This is a genomic window from Vibrio sp. 5S239, assembly GCF_041439575.1.
GTDB classification, from domain to species: domain Bacteria; phylum Pseudomonadota; class Gammaproteobacteria; order Enterobacterales; family Vibrionaceae; genus Vibrio; species Vibrio kanaloae.
Genome location: NZ_JBGOOM010000028.1, coordinates 49,179 through 66,947, shown reverse-complemented (window position 1 = coordinate 66,947; position 17,769 = coordinate 49,179). Strand labels below are relative to the sequence as shown.

Annotated in this window: 16 protein-coding genes; 12 read left to right on the top strand and 4 right to left on the bottom strand. The window is 41.8% G+C overall.

The window, feature by feature from the left end; all coding sequences use genetic code 11:
- Nucleotides 1–151: 151 nt before the first annotated feature.
- Nucleotides 152–1,045 carry a LysR family transcriptional regulator gene (locus tag ACED48_RS18115; RefSeq protein ID WP_017056534.1) on the bottom strand — a complete coding sequence of 298 codons (894 nt, stop codon included), beginning with the start codon at nt 1,043–1,045 and terminating at the stop codon, nt 152–154.
- Nucleotides 1,046–1,184: 139 nt separating this feature from the next.
- Here ACED48_RS18115 and ACED48_RS18110 point away from each other — a divergent pair, with 139 nt between their 5' ends.
- A complete protein-coding gene (locus ACED48_RS18110) occupies nt 1,185–3,143 on the top strand; it encodes a ligand-gated channel protein (RefSeq protein ID WP_017056535.1) in 1,959 nt (652 codons plus the stop codon).
- Nucleotides 3,144–3,211: 68 nt separating this feature from the next.
- Here the strand turns inward: ACED48_RS18110 and ACED48_RS18105 are convergent, their stop codons facing one another.
- On the bottom strand, nt 3,212–3,448 hold the full coding sequence (locus ACED48_RS18105) for a hypothetical protein (protein WP_017056536.1): 237 nt from the start codon (nt 3,446–3,448) through the stop codon (nt 3,212–3,214).
- Nucleotides 3,449–3,784: 336 nt separating this feature from the next.
- Here ACED48_RS18105 and ACED48_RS18100 point away from each other — a divergent pair, with 336 nt between their 5' ends.
- From ACED48_RS18100 to mscS, 9 genes are all read left to right on the top strand, one after another.
- Entirely contained in the window at nt 3,785–4,489 is a 705-nt protein-coding gene (locus tag ACED48_RS18100) for a response regulator (protein WP_017056537.1), read from the top strand.
- Between the two features lie 62 nt (nt 4,490–4,551).
- Nucleotides 4,552–5,919, top strand: coding sequence for an ATP-binding protein (locus ACED48_RS18095; RefSeq protein ID WP_241811120.1), 1,368 nt, complete (start codon nt 4,552–4,554; stop codon nt 5,917–5,919).
- Nucleotides 5,916–7,157 (top strand): ABC transporter substrate-binding protein, encoded by a 1,242-nt coding sequence (locus ACED48_RS18090; protein ID WP_017056539.1) that lies wholly within the window; start codon nt 5,916–5,918, stop codon nt 7,155–7,157. The genes ACED48_RS18095 and ACED48_RS18090 overlap by 4 nt, the downstream gene beginning before the upstream one ends.
- Before the next feature lie 235 nt (nt 7,158–7,392).
- A complete protein-coding gene (locus ACED48_RS18085) occupies nt 7,393–7,896 on the top strand; it encodes a PIG-L family deacetylase (protein WP_084026572.1) in 504 nt (167 codons plus the stop codon).
- Nucleotides 7,897–8,386: 490 nt separating this feature from the next.
- Entirely contained in the window at nt 8,387–9,910 is a 1,524-nt protein-coding gene (locus tag ACED48_RS18080; protein WP_017056541.1) for a PTS transporter subunit EIIC, read from the top strand.
- A 205-nt stretch (nt 9,911–10,115) separates the two neighbouring features.
- A complete protein-coding gene (gene epd / locus ACED48_RS18075; RefSeq protein ID WP_032547908.1) occupies nt 10,116–11,165 on the top strand; it encodes an erythrose-4-phosphate dehydrogenase in 1,050 nt (349 codons plus the stop codon).
- Between the two features lie 165 nt (nt 11,166–11,330).
- Nucleotides 11,331–12,494, top strand: a complete 1,164-nt coding sequence (locus tag ACED48_RS18070) for a phosphoglycerate kinase (protein ID WP_017056543.1) — start codon at nt 11,331–11,333, stop codon at nt 12,492–12,494.
- Between the two features lie 155 nt (nt 12,495–12,649).
- Nucleotides 12,650–13,726: a class II fructose-bisphosphate aldolase gene (fbaA, locus tag ACED48_RS18065; RefSeq protein ID WP_017056544.1), complete on the top strand. Its 1,077-nt coding sequence runs from the start codon at nt 12,650–12,652 to the stop codon at nt 13,724–13,726.
- A 377-nt stretch (nt 13,727–14,103) separates the two neighbouring features.
- Nucleotides 14,104–14,970 carry a small-conductance mechanosensitive channel MscS gene (mscS, locus tag ACED48_RS18060; RefSeq protein WP_017056545.1) on the top strand — a complete coding sequence of 289 codons (867 nt, stop codon included), beginning with the start codon at nt 14,104–14,106 and terminating at the stop codon, nt 14,968–14,970.
- A gap of 103 nt (nt 14,971–15,073) precedes the next feature.
- Here mscS and ACED48_RS18055 read toward each other — a convergent pair whose 3' ends face one another.
- Nucleotides 15,074–15,319, bottom strand: coding sequence for a hypothetical protein (locus ACED48_RS18055; protein WP_017056546.1), 246 nt, complete (start codon nt 15,317–15,319; stop codon nt 15,074–15,076).
- 116 nt (nt 15,320–15,435) lie between these two features.
- Between ACED48_RS18055 and ACED48_RS18050 the strand changes: the two genes are divergently transcribed.
- Complete coding sequence (locus ACED48_RS18050; RefSeq protein WP_017056547.1) at nt 15,436–15,957, top strand: TetR/AcrR family transcriptional regulator; 522 nt, start codon at nt 15,436–15,438, stop codon at nt 15,955–15,957.
- Between the two features lie 59 nt (nt 15,958–16,016).
- On the opposite strand, the gene ACED48_RS18045 is transcribed toward ACED48_RS18050, so the two are convergent.
- Nucleotides 16,017–16,655: a LysE/ArgO family amino acid transporter gene (locus ACED48_RS18045; protein WP_017056548.1), complete on the bottom strand. Its 639-nt coding sequence runs from the start codon at nt 16,653–16,655 to the stop codon at nt 16,017–16,019.
- A gap of 142 nt (nt 16,656–16,797) precedes the next feature.
- On the opposite strand from ACED48_RS18045, the gene ACED48_RS18040 reads away from it, so the two are divergent.
- Nucleotides 16,798–17,694, top strand: coding sequence for a LysR family transcriptional regulator ArgP (locus ACED48_RS18040; protein ID WP_017056549.1), 897 nt, complete (start codon nt 16,798–16,800; stop codon nt 17,692–17,694).
- The last annotated feature ends 75 nt before the right edge of the window (nt 17,695–17,769 follow it).

The window sequence follows — 17,769 nt, the reverse complement described above, 5'->3', positions numbered from 1 at the left end:
AGATGTTCGGTTTCACTACTGAAAACGTAGTAAACACAGCGAAAGAGCTGCTAGCGTAACTGCTAGACTGCCCCAACAGTCGAACGTAAAGGACGACTGTTAGATGCTAAATTTAGAAAGGCCATCATTGCGATGGCCTTTTTTAATTGTGTCAGGTTTTCCAACCTTGTGGAATGCTTTGGTAAATGCGCTCTAAAAGTACGGATAAGCGCAGTGGTGGTCTTCCTGCTGGCGTATAGCAGTTAATGGATATGGGCTCCGAAAGCCAACCTTCTAAGCAAGGTGTGATTCGACCCGGGTGATGTTGCTCATAACCGCTTGCAGTCCAAGTTGGCAGCAACCCAATACCATGACCATTCGCGATGCTGTCGATCTGCATGGCGATGTTGTCACTGTATAAGCGACTAATAAATGGCTCTAAGAAGAACTCACCGTGTTGAGAGTGCGTGAGCATCAATCCGTTTTCTTGTACCGAGCCAAAGTCTATCCAAGGGTGCGCTTCAAGTTCTTTGGGGTGTTGGAGCGAACCATGTTGTTCTAGATAAGCTGGAGAGGCAAAGGGCGTGTAACGAAATGAGCCTAATACTTCTTTGCGCCAACCGAGATCCTTACGCTCACCGAGCCAGATGAACAAATCTGGGTCATGATGCGCTTCAGAAAAGTCGCTGGTGAGTTGGACCCTGACGTCAGGGTTACCGGCGAGAAAGCCATTGAGCACACCGCCTAGCCAACTTCTAACTAATGCTGTGTGACAAACAATATGCAGCGGCCCTGAGACCTGGTTCGTTAAACCTTGGAGCGCATCATAACTCTCTTCACTTAGCTCAAGAATCTGGCGACTGTAGTGGGCAAAAATTTCTCCTGCTCTTGTTAGAACTAATCGGTTGCCTTGTCTTGCTGTTAGAGCTTGACCGAAATCTTCTTCTAATTGTGCCAAGCGACGACTCAGCGTTGATTTAGGTTGGTTAAGGGCTTTGGCAGCGGCGGTCAAGCTCTTATGCTGATTGAGCGCATCAAAGGCTCGAATTGATGCTAAGTCGTGCATATTTCATTTATTCCTTACTGAGTTATGTATGGTTCCATAAATGGGAGGAACCGTTCCATAACTATCACTATGCATCTCACTCTATTTGTGAATAATTTGCGTTTGAAAATAATAATCATTATCAATTATGGAGATGTAGATGTCTACTCTTAGACTGCCAGTTATTACTGCAACTGGTATTTTTGCCTTTGTCAGTGTCCCTCATGTTTTTGCCAATGATGCGGTTTCTAGAATGGAAACAGTGGTTGTAACTGCATCAAGTTATGAACAATCTCAAGCGGACGCACCTGCAAGTATTAGTGTGATTTCGCGTGAGGAGTTGGACTCGCGTTATTATCGTGATGTTACTGATGCACTAAAAAGTGTGCCTGGTGTTGTCGTGACTGGTGGTGGCGATACTACCGACATCAGTATTCGTGGTATGGGTTCTAAATACACCTTGATACTCGTCGATGGTAAGCGCCAAGGCACGCGTGAAACTCGCCCAAATAGTGACGGCCCTGGTATCGAACAAGGTTGGCTACCCCCTCTTCAAGCGATTGAGAGAATTGAGGTCATTCGTGGCCCAATGTCGACGCTTTATGGCTCTGATGCGATTGGTGGTGTGATTAACGTGATCACACGAAAAGACGCGATGGAGTGGACGGGTAACGTTCAGCTAGGCACGGTTTTGCAAGACAACAGTCGCTCGGGCGGAGAACAGAGCGCGAATTTCTTCGTCAATGGGCCGCTAGCCGAAAACCTATCTCTCCAAGTATACGGTCAGTATACCGCAAGAGAAGAAGATGATATTGAATACGGTTATGAAGATAAAGATATGCAAAGTATCTCGTCAAAACTGACCTACCAGGTTAATGACCGCCATTCTGTGCAACTAGAAGGGGGCACATCGGCACAAAGTCGTCGTGGGAACGTTGGACTCTCCGTACCCACGACGGGTTGCCGAAGAGGTTGTGAGGATTCGCTCAACGAATATAGTCGTAATTACGTCACACTGAGTCACAACGGCGATTGGGACTCGGTTGGCCTATCAGATACTTACTTGCAACGTGAAGAGAGCGAAAACAAATCTCGTGAGATGATGATCACCAATACCACGTTCAAGTCGAGCTTAGTGACTGGTATTGGAAACCATACGCTGACGACCGGTGTGGACGCCACTCATGCGGAGCTTCAGGATTTTACTTCCAATAAAGCGTCATCGAAGACCGAAACATCGAATACGCAGTGGGCAGTTTTCATTGAAGATGAATGGAGAGTCGCCGATCCGTTTAGCGTTACGTTTGGTGGTCGTCTAGATCATGACGAAAGCTATGGCGCGCACTTTAGCCCACGTGTTTATGGTGTATGGCGTGTCGACCCGTCTTGGACTGTGAAAGGTGGTGTGGCAACCGGTTTCCGTTCTCCGCAATTACGTGAAATTACTCCTGGTTGGGCACAAGTCAGCGGTGGCGGTAATATTTACGGTAACCCAGATCTTGATCCTGAAACGTCGCTAAACAAAGAAATCAGCGTCTTGTATCAAGGTGACGCTGGTTTAGATGTCTCTTTGACTGCATTCCATAATGAGTTCAAAGACAAAATCACACGTGTTGTTTGTCCAGATACCATCTGTACTGATGGACCAAACCAATGGGGAGCAGACCCTACGTACCGTATCAACGTGGATGAAGCAGTCACACAAGGTATTGAAGCGACTTTAGCATCGCCGTTAACAGAAACTATTTATATCAGCTCGAGCTACACATTTACCGATTCCGAACAAAAAACAGGTGAATACAAAGGCATGCCGTTACAGCAGTTACCAAAGCATCTATTTAACGTTGATGTGGCTTGGCAAACAACAGTAGACCTAGAGAGTTGGGCTAAAGTTACTTACCGAGGTAAAGAAATGGATCCGGTTACGGGCCCATCGAGAAACAGTACCGTAGAGCCCGCTTATACCTTTGTGGACGCCGGTGTGACATACCAGTTAACCGATAACACTCGTATCAAAGGTGCGATCTATAACTTGCTGGACGAGGAAATCAGTTACGAAGAATACGGATATGTCGAAGATGGTCGTCGCTACTGGTTAGGTTTAGACGTCGCATTTTAATGATTGTTGTAGTAAGGCTGAGCATTGTCTCGGCCTTTTTACTAGTTCAAACTGAAGATATGTAATGATTACTCAAATTCATTGCCCCAGTTATCTTTCTCTTTATGACCACATACTTTACACGTGACATACCTGTCCATGGCATAGTATTTGCCGCCATTGATAAAAGTATGAATCATTAATTTGATCCTACCTAAAAGAGAAGTATCCGTATCGTAGCTGCTGGTCTTTCTTACAAGCACTTCACGATGAGGTGTTTTTTGTTCGCATTGTTTACAAAAGTGAGCTGCTGGGTATCCAGACATAGTCATTTCCTTTGGTTGATAAAACGAGGTTAGAAACAGCCAATAGAAAATGACACTCTCATAGATAATATGAACAGTATCTATGTATTAATCAAATTCATAAGGTAGGGTTTATACCCATTTTACTCAGTTCGGCATTCTAATATGTTGTTTTTATTAAACTATAAGGAGGTGCACATAAAGGTGAAGGCCTAAATTATCGGATGATAAGGGCAACCTATTTGTAACTTACAACTTACATTTAGGGTTTTGGACGCATTTTGTTACTAACTCTCTTGAAACTAATTATAAAGTGAGTAAATGTATTGATAATCATTTAGTGGCATAGGTTGGTTCATGGCTAATAAGATTATTTTGATTGTGGATGATAATCAGGAAATTCTCGATGCTTTAAGCGAATATCTAGAACGCTCAAGCTTCACTGTGGTTACTGCACTTGAAGGTAACTCGATGTGGAAACAGCTAGAAACTGTCACCCCAGATCTCATTATTTTAGACATCATGCTACCAGGGGATGATGGTTTAACTTTGTGCCAAAAGTTACGCTTACGATCTCAAGTCCCTATCATTATGCTAACCGCAGTAACTGATGATGCAGATCGTATTGCGGGGTTAGAAATTGGAGCTGATGATTACATAACCAAGTCGTTTAATCCTCGTGAGCTATTGGCAAGAATCAAAGCTCTACTCAGGCGTTCAACATTCAGTCACTGCACAAATGAACGTAAATTAAAGTTTATGGATTGGACGTTCGATACCCTAAAACGACAATTGAAACATGAAGATGGTGAGGCAGTCTCTCTTTCTAGTGCCGATTATAACTTGCTTACCCTTATGCTTGACTCTCCCAATCAATTATTAAGTCGTAATGACATTGCACAAGCACTCTGGGGGAGGGATGCAGAGCCACTAGAGAGAGGGATTGATGTACAAATTAGCCGGTTGAGAAGGCAATTGAGGGACGATGATAGAAATACGATTATGACGGTGAGGCATCGTGGCTACATGCTTGTGATCGACTCTCATGGACTTCAATGTTGAAAAAAAACTTCTTTCAGTCAATGGTCGTACGTATTACGTTGTCTACGTTCTTGGTTATTGTCATGGCTGAAGTTCTGGCAGGTGCAGCTTGGTTTTCCACGACCTCTGTATCTAAACGAGAATCGGCGAGCCATGCTATGTTTGCGATAGCCTCTGCAGCTTCGGACACTATAAATTACTTTTCAGGGCTTCCAGTCAATTATCGTCATTTGGTTCTCGATCAATTACGAAATATTGGGGGAACACGATTCTTTATTTCCATGAATAATCATAGGCTTCCTGTTCCTTCGCTTAGTCATCACTCTTTAGTGCCTCAAATGCAGGTGCAAGCATCAGATCTTTTAGAACAACAACTTAAAACGTCACACTCAGTACATGTCACTTTGACCAAGCGAGACGATCTTCTATTGTTCAACTCAGGTATCAAGCTGAATGAGCTGCCTGCATTGTGGAAAGATTACAGCTTAGTGTTAGGCAAACTCGATCTCCCAATAGCTGTTATTCAAGTTCAACTAGAAAATAATGAGTGGCTCTATTTAGCGACCGTTATTCCGCTGTCTTTCGATAGCTTGACCGATAATTTTATAGATAGCCGCCAGATCACCTTTCTTTTAATTGTCACTTTTATGCTCATGGGGGTCTCATACGTTGTGCTACAAAAAGAGATTCGTCCTTTTCGATCTCTTGCTCGTTCCGCAACGCTTATGGGTTCGGAAATGCAGATTGAAGAAATCAAAGAAGAGGGCAGTTCAGAAACCAGAGCTGCGATCCATGCTTTCAATAAAATGAATCGTCGCATTAAAGCGAACTTACGTGACCGAAATATGTTCTTTAATGCCATTTCACATGACATAAAAACACCTTTAGCCTGTTTAAAGCTTCGTACAGAAATGCTCAGCGACAATACGACAAGGCTTAAATTTGAAAAACTTTTGAATGAAATTGAGATGATGTTAAACGGAGCATTACAGTGCATGCGAGATAATGATATTCATGAAGAATTTGAGTGGATAGACATGAATGATATTTTTGAACAATGTGCGGCTATTCATAACAAAGATAACTTATGCGTAAACCTTATCGATATGCCAGATGTTAAATTCTATGGTAAACCATTAGCAATTAAGCGTTGCCTCTTTAACTTAGTGGATAATGGCATTAAGTATGGGAATGTCGTGAATATCAGCATGTTTGTTAACTCTGACTCTATCCATATTGTATTGCGAGATTCAGGTACAGGGATTGACGAAAGCATACTAGAAAAAGTATTTGAACCTTACTTTAGAGGTAGCTATTCAAGCGTGGATGGATCCGGTTTAGGCTTGGCGATTTCCCGAAGTATCGCAAGGAGCCATGGAGGGGATATTAAATTATCTAATGCACCAGAAGGAGGGCTAGAAGTCGACATTATTTTGGTAAGCAGTTTATGAGAATATGGGTCTTCTTAGTCACTCTTTTTGTTACACAACCTATATTATCTAACCCCTCTGTAGAGATGCTGCATTGGTGGACGGCAGAAGGTGAAGATTCTGCATTGTCGGTGATTGAAGACCGGTTTCGCCTGCTGCCTTTTTCACTAAAAAATGATCCAATTGCAGGAGGAGGAGGAGGGCCTGCTAAATCTATCCTTCAAGCAAGAGCGATTGCTGGCTATTCACCAGACATCGCGCAAATGGAAGGACCTGCTATTCAGTCGTGGGCGGCACTAGGGTTCTTAATGGGCATGAATGAAGTCGCTAAATTGAATCAGTGGGATCAATCGCTGTACCGTGATATTCAAGCCATTCACAAATACAATGGAAATTATGTCGCCATCCCTCTCAATATTCATAGATTAAACTGGATGTGGGTAAACAAAGAGGTATTAGCTAAACACCAGTTATCACTCCCTAATGATTGGGATTCATTATTGCTAGTATTGAATGTACTAAAAAACAAAGGCATTACGCCACTTGCTTTGGGGGAAGAGCCTTGGCAAGTCGTTCAAATTTTCGAAAATATTGCATTCGGAGTCGGTGGTGCTCACTATTATCGCCAGGCTTTTGTTGATTTAGCCCCTGAAGCTTTGAACAGCCCAGAAACACTAGAAGCACTAGATCGCTTTCGATCTCTCGCGAATATTGTTGGAAATGACTTATCAAAAATAAGTTGGGATCAAGGAACGAAAGCACTACTCAAAGGGGAATTCGCATTTCAATTTACAGGTGATTGGGCTCTAGGAGAAATGCTAAGCTCAGGCTCTAGCATTCCTGACTACATTCAATGTAGCCCATTTCCTTCTACAGAAAATGGGTTTATCTACAATGTAGATAGCCTAGCCTTTTTTTCCACTCGTTCAAATGAAGATCAGAATATAACCTCAATTATGGCCGCGCTATCTGCCCCTAAGTTTCTTTTAGAGTTCAGTAAAAAAAAGGGCTCAATACCAGCACAAACTAATATTCCTATTGATGACTTATCGCGGTGCCAACAGAAATCTTATGATGACTATATACGAGCGAGTCGGAATGGTTCGGCAATGCCAAGCTTGACCGATTCAATGGCTGTTAACCCCGTAATTCAGAATGCAGTTTCGAATGAACTTTATCGTTATTTTATTGATTCATCGATAACGTCTAAAACCCTTATCGGTCACCTTAATGCCATTAATAATGAAATATTTCGATAGTTAAGGCCTATAAAATTCTCGTGATAAAGTTATTTAGATATTGTTATTTTATATCTTTTATAAATTTTTACTTACAAATAAATTACAAAATAAAACCTAGAGTTTTGTAAGGAGAATAATATTGATGAAGGTTTAAATATAAAATAATGGAAATTAGATTATGAAATCACTCCCCATAATAGCTACTTTTACCTCTTTAATTATTTCTGTACCGGCTATGGCTGAATAATATAGGATCGTTAGTCCACATCATGATGATGCATTATTGGTTTTCTCTGGATATATATCTAGTTTGAATTTGGCTAATGAAAATGATGAGATAATTGTCGATGTGATGTTTGGTGCTTCTAACTATTCAACAAACCATCATGACGTATTAACAAATGAACGAGTTTTGACGATTACAAAAAATCGTTATAGTGAAGACTATGATGCATTAACCGATCTTTTTACTAGTTGGGATAAATTTAAATTTCGTAGCTATGGGTACTATGATGCTCCATTGCGAAAGTACGTAGGTGATCAAACCGCAGGGGGAGGTCCTGGAGGAACGTTTAAAAATTTTCGACAATCAGAAATAAAGACTTTTAATAGTATGGTTGATAATTTCACTACAATTTTAAAATCTGACAACTGTACGCTATTAGTCCCTATAGCTAATGGAACTCATATTGATCATTTTATGACAAAAGAAGCGGTTATTACAGCAGCTTATAAGTTAGGTAATGAAGCTAAATGAAAAATAATGTTTGGTCAAGACCAACCTTATACAGATGCAAACCCACAAGAATCTGACATTGAAGTTGAAGCATTAAGAGATAGAAGATAGATTACCTCTCAATTCAATAAGTGAAGAATTTCATGATATTCCGCTAGAGCCAGGAACTACTGAGACGATTAAACTTAATAAGTTAAAAAATACTACGTAACTCAATATGACCAAGGGTATATTGACCCACTGACGTCGAATGTACGAGAGGTGTTATATGTTTGGGATCCAAAGAGTTACGGTAGCATAAGGTCACATATTGATTGTGATGGTTCAGATTACTGTCGTTTAGCTAATTAACTAATAATGATTACAAAACAAGGGCACCTAAAGGTGCCTTTTTTCTGTTGATATTTAGTTTGTAAAAATCGGGTTACAAACTACTTGCTATTTGTAACCTTGAGATTCAATTAGCTTGATAAAGTTCATTGGTATTCTAACGATATTAAAGGACTTTATTATGCTAGATAGTTTTAAAAGCGGCTTATCTAAGCTTTCCTTAATTGGTAAAGCATTGATGTTGCCCATATCTATATTACCCGCAGCGGGGTTATTACTTGCCTTCGGTGCTAAGCTCGACATTCCCCTAATGATGCGTGCTGGTGGTGTTATATTTGATAACTTAGCCTTACTGTTTGCGGTAGGAGCAGCGGTTGGTTTGACTAAGGAGTCAGGGATTGCCGCTTTAGCCGCGATTGTCGCCATGGTCGTGATGAATGCGACAATGGGGGTGGCGCTCGGCATTACACCTGAGATGGCGATGGGAGGTGGCCGTTATGCAATGGTGATGGGTATTCCTTCATTGCAAACAGGTGTCTTTGGCGGACTCATAGCCGGTATCCTCGCAGCCGTTATGTATCAACGTTTTTATGATACTAAGCTGCCTGATTTCCTTGGTTTCTTTGCCGGAAAACGCTTTGTACCTATTGTGACTGCATTTTCTGCGTTTTTAATTGGTTTAGTGTTACCCCATATTTGGTCATATATTCAATCTGGTATTGATGCGCTATCACATATGGCGAATGGCGGAAACATGTACGTCTCAACGTTCATCTACGGATTTATGGAGCGCGCTTTAATTCCAGTTGGTCTCCATCATATTTTTTATAGCCCTTATTGGTTTTCTTTCGGTGAGTACACAACTACCGCGGGTACCATTGTAAATGGCGATCATACTATTTGGTTTAAAATGCTTGAAGATGGAGTAAAAACGTTCTCAACCAGTGAATACCAAGAAGCTGGCAAATTCCTATCGGGTAATTTTGCTATCTACATGTTTGCTTTCCCTGCTGCATGTTTAGCTATGTATCATGAAGCGAATGACAAAAATAAAAAAATAGCAGCGGGTATTTTGGGATCTGCCGCTCTCACCTCTTTTGTTACCGGTATTACAGAGCCTGTTGAATTTGCATTTATCTTTGTAGCGCCTTTGCTTTATGTGTTTTCTGCTATTATGGCAGGGGTATCTTATGCCGTAACTTATGCGTTGGATGTCCACATAGGAAAAACCTTCTCTGCGGGTATTATTGATTTTGTTTCATTTGGGGTGCTTCCTGCTATGGATGGTTTTAAGACCAACTGGATCAATGTGATTCTTTGGGGACTGACTATGGCTGCGATTTACTACACTGTTTTCCGTTTTGCGATTAGAAAGTTTAATTTAAAAACCGTTGGGCGTGAGGATACTCAAAGTAAGGCGATCACTTTGGATAATGAAGATTTAGCTAGTGAAATCACAACCTTGATTGGCGGTGCTGCTAACATTACTTCTATAGGTGCATGTATTACGAGGTTACGTTTACAGATTAAAGATCAGGCACTTGTGAATGAGCAAGGAATCAAAGACCTAGGTGCAATGGGAGTTATAAAAGTAGGTTCAAATGGCTTGCAAATTATTTTGGGCTCAAGAGCACAATTTGTGGCTGAGCTTATGAATGAAGGTACTGCTGAGTCATCAAGTGCGTTATCTGCTAACCCAAGTTAAAAGTGCGGGCTACTTCCGATAAAGCTGACGACAATAAGTTATAGTCTCTGATACATAAATAATAACGCTATCAACGCTATGGTTGGTGGCGTTTATTTGTATCTAAAGTTATGTGCTTATGGCAGCTTTAGTATTCAATTAATGCGCTTTGAATAGGATTCAGTTATCATCTGTGACACGAAATTTTGGTTAGATGTACGGAACTATGCTAAAAGTCGCGATAAATGGATTTGGACGAATAGGGCGTAATGTATTGCGCGCTGTCTATGAAAGTGGCAAAAGCCAACAAATCAAAGTAGTAGCTGTCAATGAGCTTGCTCAGCCTGACGCTATGGCTCACCTATTGCAGTACGACACCAGTCATGGCCGCTTCGGCAAGAAAATCTCTAACGATCAAGAGCACATCTATGTTCATCATGGCATTGGTGCTGAAGATAAAGGCGAGTTTGATACCATTCGTATCTTACATCTGGCTGATATTGAACTGTTGCCTTGGCGTGATCTTGAAGTCGATATTGTTCTCGATTGTACTGGTGTTTACGGCTGCCGAGATGACGGCCTTGCGCACATCGCTGCTGGCGCGAAGAAAGTGTTGTTTTCACATCCAGGTGCTAGCGACCTCGATAACACCATTATCTATGGTGTAAATCACGATACTATCGAAGCTGACCACCGAATCGTTTCCAATGGTTCATGCACCACTAACTGTATTGTCCCTATCATTAAGGTTCTTGATGACGCCTTTGGCATCGAGTCCGGTACCATCACGACTATTCACTCTTCAATGAATGATCAACAAGTGATCGATGCGTACCACAGCGATCTTCGCCGTACTCGAGCGGCGAGCCAATCCATCATTCCTGTCGATACCAAACTGCATAAAGGTATTGAAAGAATCTTCCCGAAATTTTCTAACAAGTTCGAAGCGATATCTGTGCGTGTGCCGACGGTAAACGTAACCGCGATGGATTTAAGTGTCACAATTAATACAAATGTGAAAGTTAATGACGTAAATCAAACCATTGTTAATGCATCCCAGTGTACATTACACAATATAGTTGACTATACTGAAGCGCCGCTCGTTTCCATTGACTTTAATCACGATCCCCATAGCGCAATCGTTGATGGTTCGCAAACACGAGTGAGCAATGGCACCTTAGTGAAAATGCTGGTTTGGTGTGACAATGAATGGGGCTTTGCGAACCGAATGCTGGATACGGTTCTTGCAATGCAAGCTTCTGAAGGCAAGAAGTAAGACCTAGAAGCAAATGTGTGGATTATTTATTTTTTAGCTTGAAATAAATACAAAGTATCCACATATTATGAGTAGTTAAAAATTACCAGTTGAATAATTTATAGGCTTAGCAGGGTTGCTGAGTTTCCAAAACTTTATATTTATTTAAATTTGAGAGGACAAAACATGTCTGTGATCAAGATGACTGACCTGGAACTTGCAGGTAAACGCGTATTTATTCGTGCTGACCTAAACGTACCAGTAAAAGACGGTAAAGTAACTTCAGATGCACGCATCCTTGCATCTCTACCAACTATCAAACTTTGCCTAGAAGCTGGCGCAAAAGTTATGGTTACTTCTCACCTTGGTCGTCCTACTGAAGGCGAATACAACGAAGAGTTCTCTCTAGCACCTGTAGTTAACTACCTAAACGACGCACTAGACTGCGACGTTAAGCTAGCGAAGGATTACGTTAACGGCCTAGATCTAAACGCTGGTGAACTCGTTGTTCTTGAAAACGTTCGATTTAACAAAGGCGAGAAGAAAAACGAAGAAGCACTTTCTAAGCAATACGCTGCACTATGTGACATCTTCGTAATGGATGCATTCGGTACAGCTCACCGTGCTCAAGCTTCTACACACGGTGTTGGTACTTACGCTCCTGTAGCATGTGCTGGCCCTCTTCTTGCTGCTGAGCTTGAAGCTCTTGGCAAAGCAATGGACAACCCAGAGCGTCCGCTAGTGGCTATCGTTGGTGGTTCTAAAGTTTCTACTAAACTAACCGTTCTTGAGTCGCTATCTAAAATCGCTGACCAACTTGTTGTTGGTGGTGGTATCGCGAACACATTCATCGCTGCTGAAGGCCACAACGTAGGTAAGTCTCTATACGAAGCAGACCTAGTTGAAACGGCTCAGAAGCTAATGAAAGAGTGTGCTATCCCAGTAGCGACTGACGTTGCATGTGCGAAAGCATTCGACGAAAACGCAGAAGCTGAAATCAAGCACGTTTCTGAAGTTCAAGACGACGACATGATCTTCGACCTTGGCCCAGATTCAACTGCAGCACTAGCTGAAATCATCGGCAACGCGAAAACTATCCTTTGGAACGGCCCTGTAGGCGTATTCGAATTCAAGAACTTCGAAGCGGGTACTGCTGGTATCTCTAAAGCAATCGCTGAATCTGCAGGTTTCTCTGTAGCAGGTGGTGGTGACACGCTAGCAGCTATCGACAAGTTCGGTATCAAAGCTGACGTTTCTTACATCTCTACTGGCGGTGGCGCTTTCCTTGAATTCGTTGAAGGTAAAGTACTTCCTGCAGTAGCAATGCTTGAAGAGCGTGCTAAAGCATAATTGATTTAGAAAGGCGAGATGTGAATCTCGCCTTTTAACGTTTGCTGCATATCACACTTTTTTGCTAGAATGGCATAAGTTGTGAGCAAACGATTGCAAGTTTTTGAACTTAAGTTTTTTAATCTTAAAACGATAGAATAAATAGGACTATTTCCATGTCTAAGATCTTCGATTTTGTAAAACCTGGTGTGATTTCTGGCGATGACGTACAGAAAGTATTTGAAGTAGCAAAAGAAAACAAATTTGCTCTTCCTGCTGTAAACGTTGTTGGTACTGACTCTGTAAACGCAGTACTAGAAGCAGCTGCTAAAGTTAAATCACCAGTAGTTGTTCAGTTCTCTAACGGCGGCGCTGCATTCTTCGCAGGTAAAGGCGTTAAACTTGAAGGTCAAGGCGCACAAGTTCTTGGCGCTGTAGCTGGTGCAAAATACGTACACGCTGTAGCTGAAGCTTACGGTGTTCCAGTTATCCTGCACACTGACCACGCTGCTAAAAAACTTCTTCCATGGATCGACGGTCTACTAGACGCTGGTGAAGAGTTCTTCGCACAAACTGGTAAGCCTCTATTCTCTTCTCACATGCTAGACCTTTCTGAAGAGTCTCTAGAAGAGAACATCGAAACATGTGCTAAGTACCTAGAGCGCATGGCTAAAATGAACATGACAATCGAGATCGAACTTGGTTGTACTGGTGGTGAAGAAGACGGCGTAGATAACTCTGATATGGACGCATCTGAACTTTACACTTCTCCAGAAGACGTAGCGTACGCTTATGAGAAACTAATGGAAGTTAGCCCTCGTTTCACTATCGCTGCTTCTTTCGGCAACGTACACGGTGTTTACCAAGCTGGTAACGTTGTACTGACTCCTACTATCCTACGTGATTCTCAAGCATACTGTTCAGAGAAGTTCGGTATTGCACCTAACGCTCTAAACTTCGTATTCCACGGTGGTTCTGGCTCTTCTGAAGCAGAAATCCAAGAGTCTATCGGTTACGGTGTTATCAAAATGAACATCGATACTGATACACAGTGGGCGACTTGGGACGGTATCCGTCAGTACTCTGCTGACAACTTCGATTTCCTACAAGGTCAAATCGGTAACCCAACTGGCGAATCAGCTCCAAACAAGAAGTACTACGATCCACGCGTATGGTTACGTGCAGGTCAAGCTTCAATGGTTGCTCGTCTAGAGAAAGCATTTGCTGACCTTAATGCTGTAGACGTACTATAATTCTTTGAATTAAGTACTCTTTGAGTTTTAAGAAACCCGCTTAATGAGCGGGTTTTTTTATACCTGATGAAAACTTGTATTAAATATGTGAAAACCCTAGCCTACCGTGCATAAATTTCGTAGTCTTTTAGTTATCGGTATTTGTGTTTATCGGTAAGTTTTATTTTTCAAAAGCTTACATAAATATGACTTTGCAATCTGTCAAAGATAGGATATCGTGCCGAAAAACTGGACTTGGTTCAGTTTATAAAAAGGACTTGGCTTTTATTTACTTTTAACACAATAACTTAACAGGAGTTAAACTGTTTGCTTTGTTGTCTAGTAAGTTTGGCTTAAGGCAGTTTAGCCCATAGCATATTATATAGAGGATGCACATTATGGCTGATAGTTCGACATCAATTGAAACCCCACTTGTGGACAGCTTGTCTCACGCAGAGAAGTGGTTAACAAATAATTCAGATCTATTTATCCAATATGGCGTAAATATTATTTCAGCACTGATAATTTTATTTATTGGTAACCTTGTTGTTAAAGCGGTAGCGAACAGCGTGTCCAAGGTTCTTGAGAAGAAGAAGATGGACCGAGCCGTTGTTGAGTTTATCCACGGTTTAGTTCGTTACTTGTTGTTTGTTATTGTCTTAATTGCTGCTCTTGGTCGCTTAGGTGTTCAAACTGCATCTGTAGTCGCTGTAATTGGTGCGGCAGGTTTAGCTGTAGGTCTTGCGCTGCAAGGCTCACTATCTAATTTTGCTGCTGGTGTACTTATCGTTGCGTTCCGTCCATTTAAGTCTGGTGACTATGTGGAAATTGGTGGTGTAGCAGGTTCGGTTGATTCAATTCAGATCTTCCAAACGGTTCTAACAACGCCAGATAACAAAATGGTAGTGGTGCCAAATGGTAGCGTTATCGGTAGCCCAATTACAAACTACTCTCGTCATAATACTCGTCGTATTGATTTGATGATTGGTGTTTCTTACAATGCTGATCTTCAGAAGACAAAAGCACTACTGACTAAGATCTGTGAATCTGATGAACGTATATTAAAAACGCCAGGTGTGAAAGTTGGTGTCCATACGCTAGCTGATTCTTCAGTAAACTTTGTAGTTCGTCCATGGGTTAAAACTGCAGAGTATTGGGATGTTTACTTCGACCTGATGCAAGAAATCAAAGAAGGCTTGGATAAAGAAGGTATCGAAATTCCATTCCCGCAAATGGATGTACACATGAATAAAGTAGAAGCTTAATTTCTAGTTAGTTTTTTATAGCTATAAGCTTTTATAAGGAAAGGCGGATAACTTAGGTTATCCGCCTTTTTTTGTGGGTTCTCAATATTAACCCTTCTACTCGTTAATCGTTCTTATCGTTTACTGCCTTAATGCTCAGCTTTCTTTTTTGATTAGACATCGGCCACAATGATGTTTTCAACATCGCATATAAGGGCTTCCTTACTTCTTGCCCTCCCAAAATCGCCAATAAACATAAACCGCCGGGAATCAGAATTATCATCAGTAGTGGTCGAAGTAGGTAAGAGAAGCAAAAGATCGTGGGCAGAAAAATCAGTACTTGTCCCAGTCGGTTTAAAATATTCATCATGTCCGTATCTCCAAAATTATATTGAGCATGCTCATTTTTATAATTGAGCGCGCTCAATTTGTCAAATTAAAGCACTAAGAGTATGATCAAGCTTGATTTGAGAAGGGTGTATTTTCGTGAGTAAGAGAGAGATAACGAAACAGAAGATCTTAGCGTCTGCTTGGGAGTTGTTTGGGGAGAATGGTTATGACAACACCACAACTCGTCAGATCGCTCGTCACGCGAGTGTGGCTGATGGCACGGTGTTTAGTCATTTTGAAACCAAGTTGACGATTCTGCGAGAAGGGATGCTATCGCAGTTGGAAAAGATTGGTCAGGAAGTGTTAGCCACTGAGCAAGATAAGTGTACTGTGGATGTTGGGATCTCGCTGATTGAACGCTACTACCGCTATTATTTTGATAATGTTGAGTTAAGTCGAGCGTTACTCAAAGAGGTCATTTGGGATCTAGACTATTACCGCACCTTTGATCAGGCACTCTTTCAGACGGTTAATGTCGGTGTATCTATTTCTGAAAAAATGCCATTGATTATGGATAGCTATTTCATGACCTTGATAAAGCACTTGAGCCAGTCTGAACCAAGCCTTGAAGCTGCGCTGAGTGAACTGAACAATAAAATTCGAGTCATTCTAGAGTAGCTTCATTATATTATTGGGTCACTTACGGCATGTCTGGCTTGGTCGGTAATCTCGGTTCTTTAAGCGGTTAACCAGTACTGTTCAATCAGCCCATTAACGAGCACAAGTGCAATGGCAAACATTATGGTTGCGACTGCGATATCGATACCTTTCTTAACATTCGGTTTAGATAGCGTTGGACCTAGCTTTGCTGCGCCCAATGACAAAGAGTAAAACCAAACGAACGAAGCCAAGATAGTCCCCATAGCAAAAGCAATTCTGTCGTTACCTTCAAACTGCCCGCCAATCGAACCTAGAATCACTACGGTATCCAAATAGAGGTGTGGGTTTAATACGGTAACCGCCAATGCACCCAAAATAACGGTGCGCTTACCACGAGCCAGTATCTCCCCTTTTGACTCCTCGTTTGAGGGCGCTTTAAAGGCACTGCGTAGCGACAACAAACCATACACGGTTAGAAAAGCGATACCGCCTAACGTTACTGAGGTGAGTAGCAATTCGTTTTGCGACAAAATCGCACCGCCACCAAAAATACCCAATGAGATAAACAGAGTGTCGAGCAGGCTACAAATTGTCGCAGTGGTTAAATGATGGTTGCGCTTTATCCCTTGATTTAAGACGTACGCATTCTGAGCGCCAATAGGGATAATCATGCTTGCCCCTAGACCAAAACCTTGTAATAAAACCCAAAAACTCATTTTAACCTCCACTGATTTAACGATATTTACGTGCTATATGGCGAAGATACTCTGACTTTTTAAATAAGTATAATTAATGATTTTAATCTATTATTAGAGTTGCTAATGTTATGTTGAGTTAGCTCAAAAAGGAAGCAAATTGATGCGTGGATTGGATTATAAGTGGATAGAAGCACTGGATGCTGTGGTGAAACAACGTAGCTTCGAAAGGGCTGCGGAGCAGTTATATATCTCCCAGTCTGCGGTGTCTCAACGTATCAAACAACTGGAAAAGTGGCTAGCTCAACCTGCTTTGGTGAGAGAAAACCCGCCAAGGCCAACCCCAGCGGGTAAAAAATTATTGGGTTTGTATCGCCGGGTTCGTTTGTTAGAGCACGAATTTGTCCCTGAATTAATGAATGAAGATGGTCATCATCCTCTGTCTATATCGATAGCAACCAACGCAGATAGTTTGGCGACATGGCTGTTACCAGCATTATCGGATGTGATGAGGTCTCGCCAAGTGGAACTGAACCTCGCGATTCATGGTGAGGCGAGAACCATTGATAAGATAAAAAGTGGTGAGGTTGCCGGCGCGATCAGTTTGGAGTCTCAAGCGATTCCAGGCTGCAGTGCTGATTATCTCGGCAGAATGGATTATGTATGTGTGGCGAGCCCTGACTTCCATCAGCGCTATTTTTCTGAGGGCGTAAACTACGCCACATTAAGCAAGGCACCAGCGGTCTCTTATGACCAATATGATGACCTGCATAAGAAGTTTCTTCATGACCATTTTAACGTACCAAGAGACAGTGTGATCAATCATACAGTAGGTAGCTCAGAAGCGTTTGTACGTTTGGGTTTATCAGGTGTTGCCTACTGTTTGATCCCTCGATTGCAGATCATTGATGAGTTAGAGTCTGGGGCATTGATTGATATCACGCCTGGTTTTCTGCTGTCTTATCGCATCTACTGGCACCACTGGCAGTTAGAAAGTGGGGTACTCAAAGAGATATCTCAAGCGATATTAAGTTATGCTCACAACCACTTGCCTCAGTAATCTGTCGATTTTTTCATCGTCAATGTTCTGTTAGAAATGAGATGTTAGGATTGGCTAAACGACAAATTGCTCTAT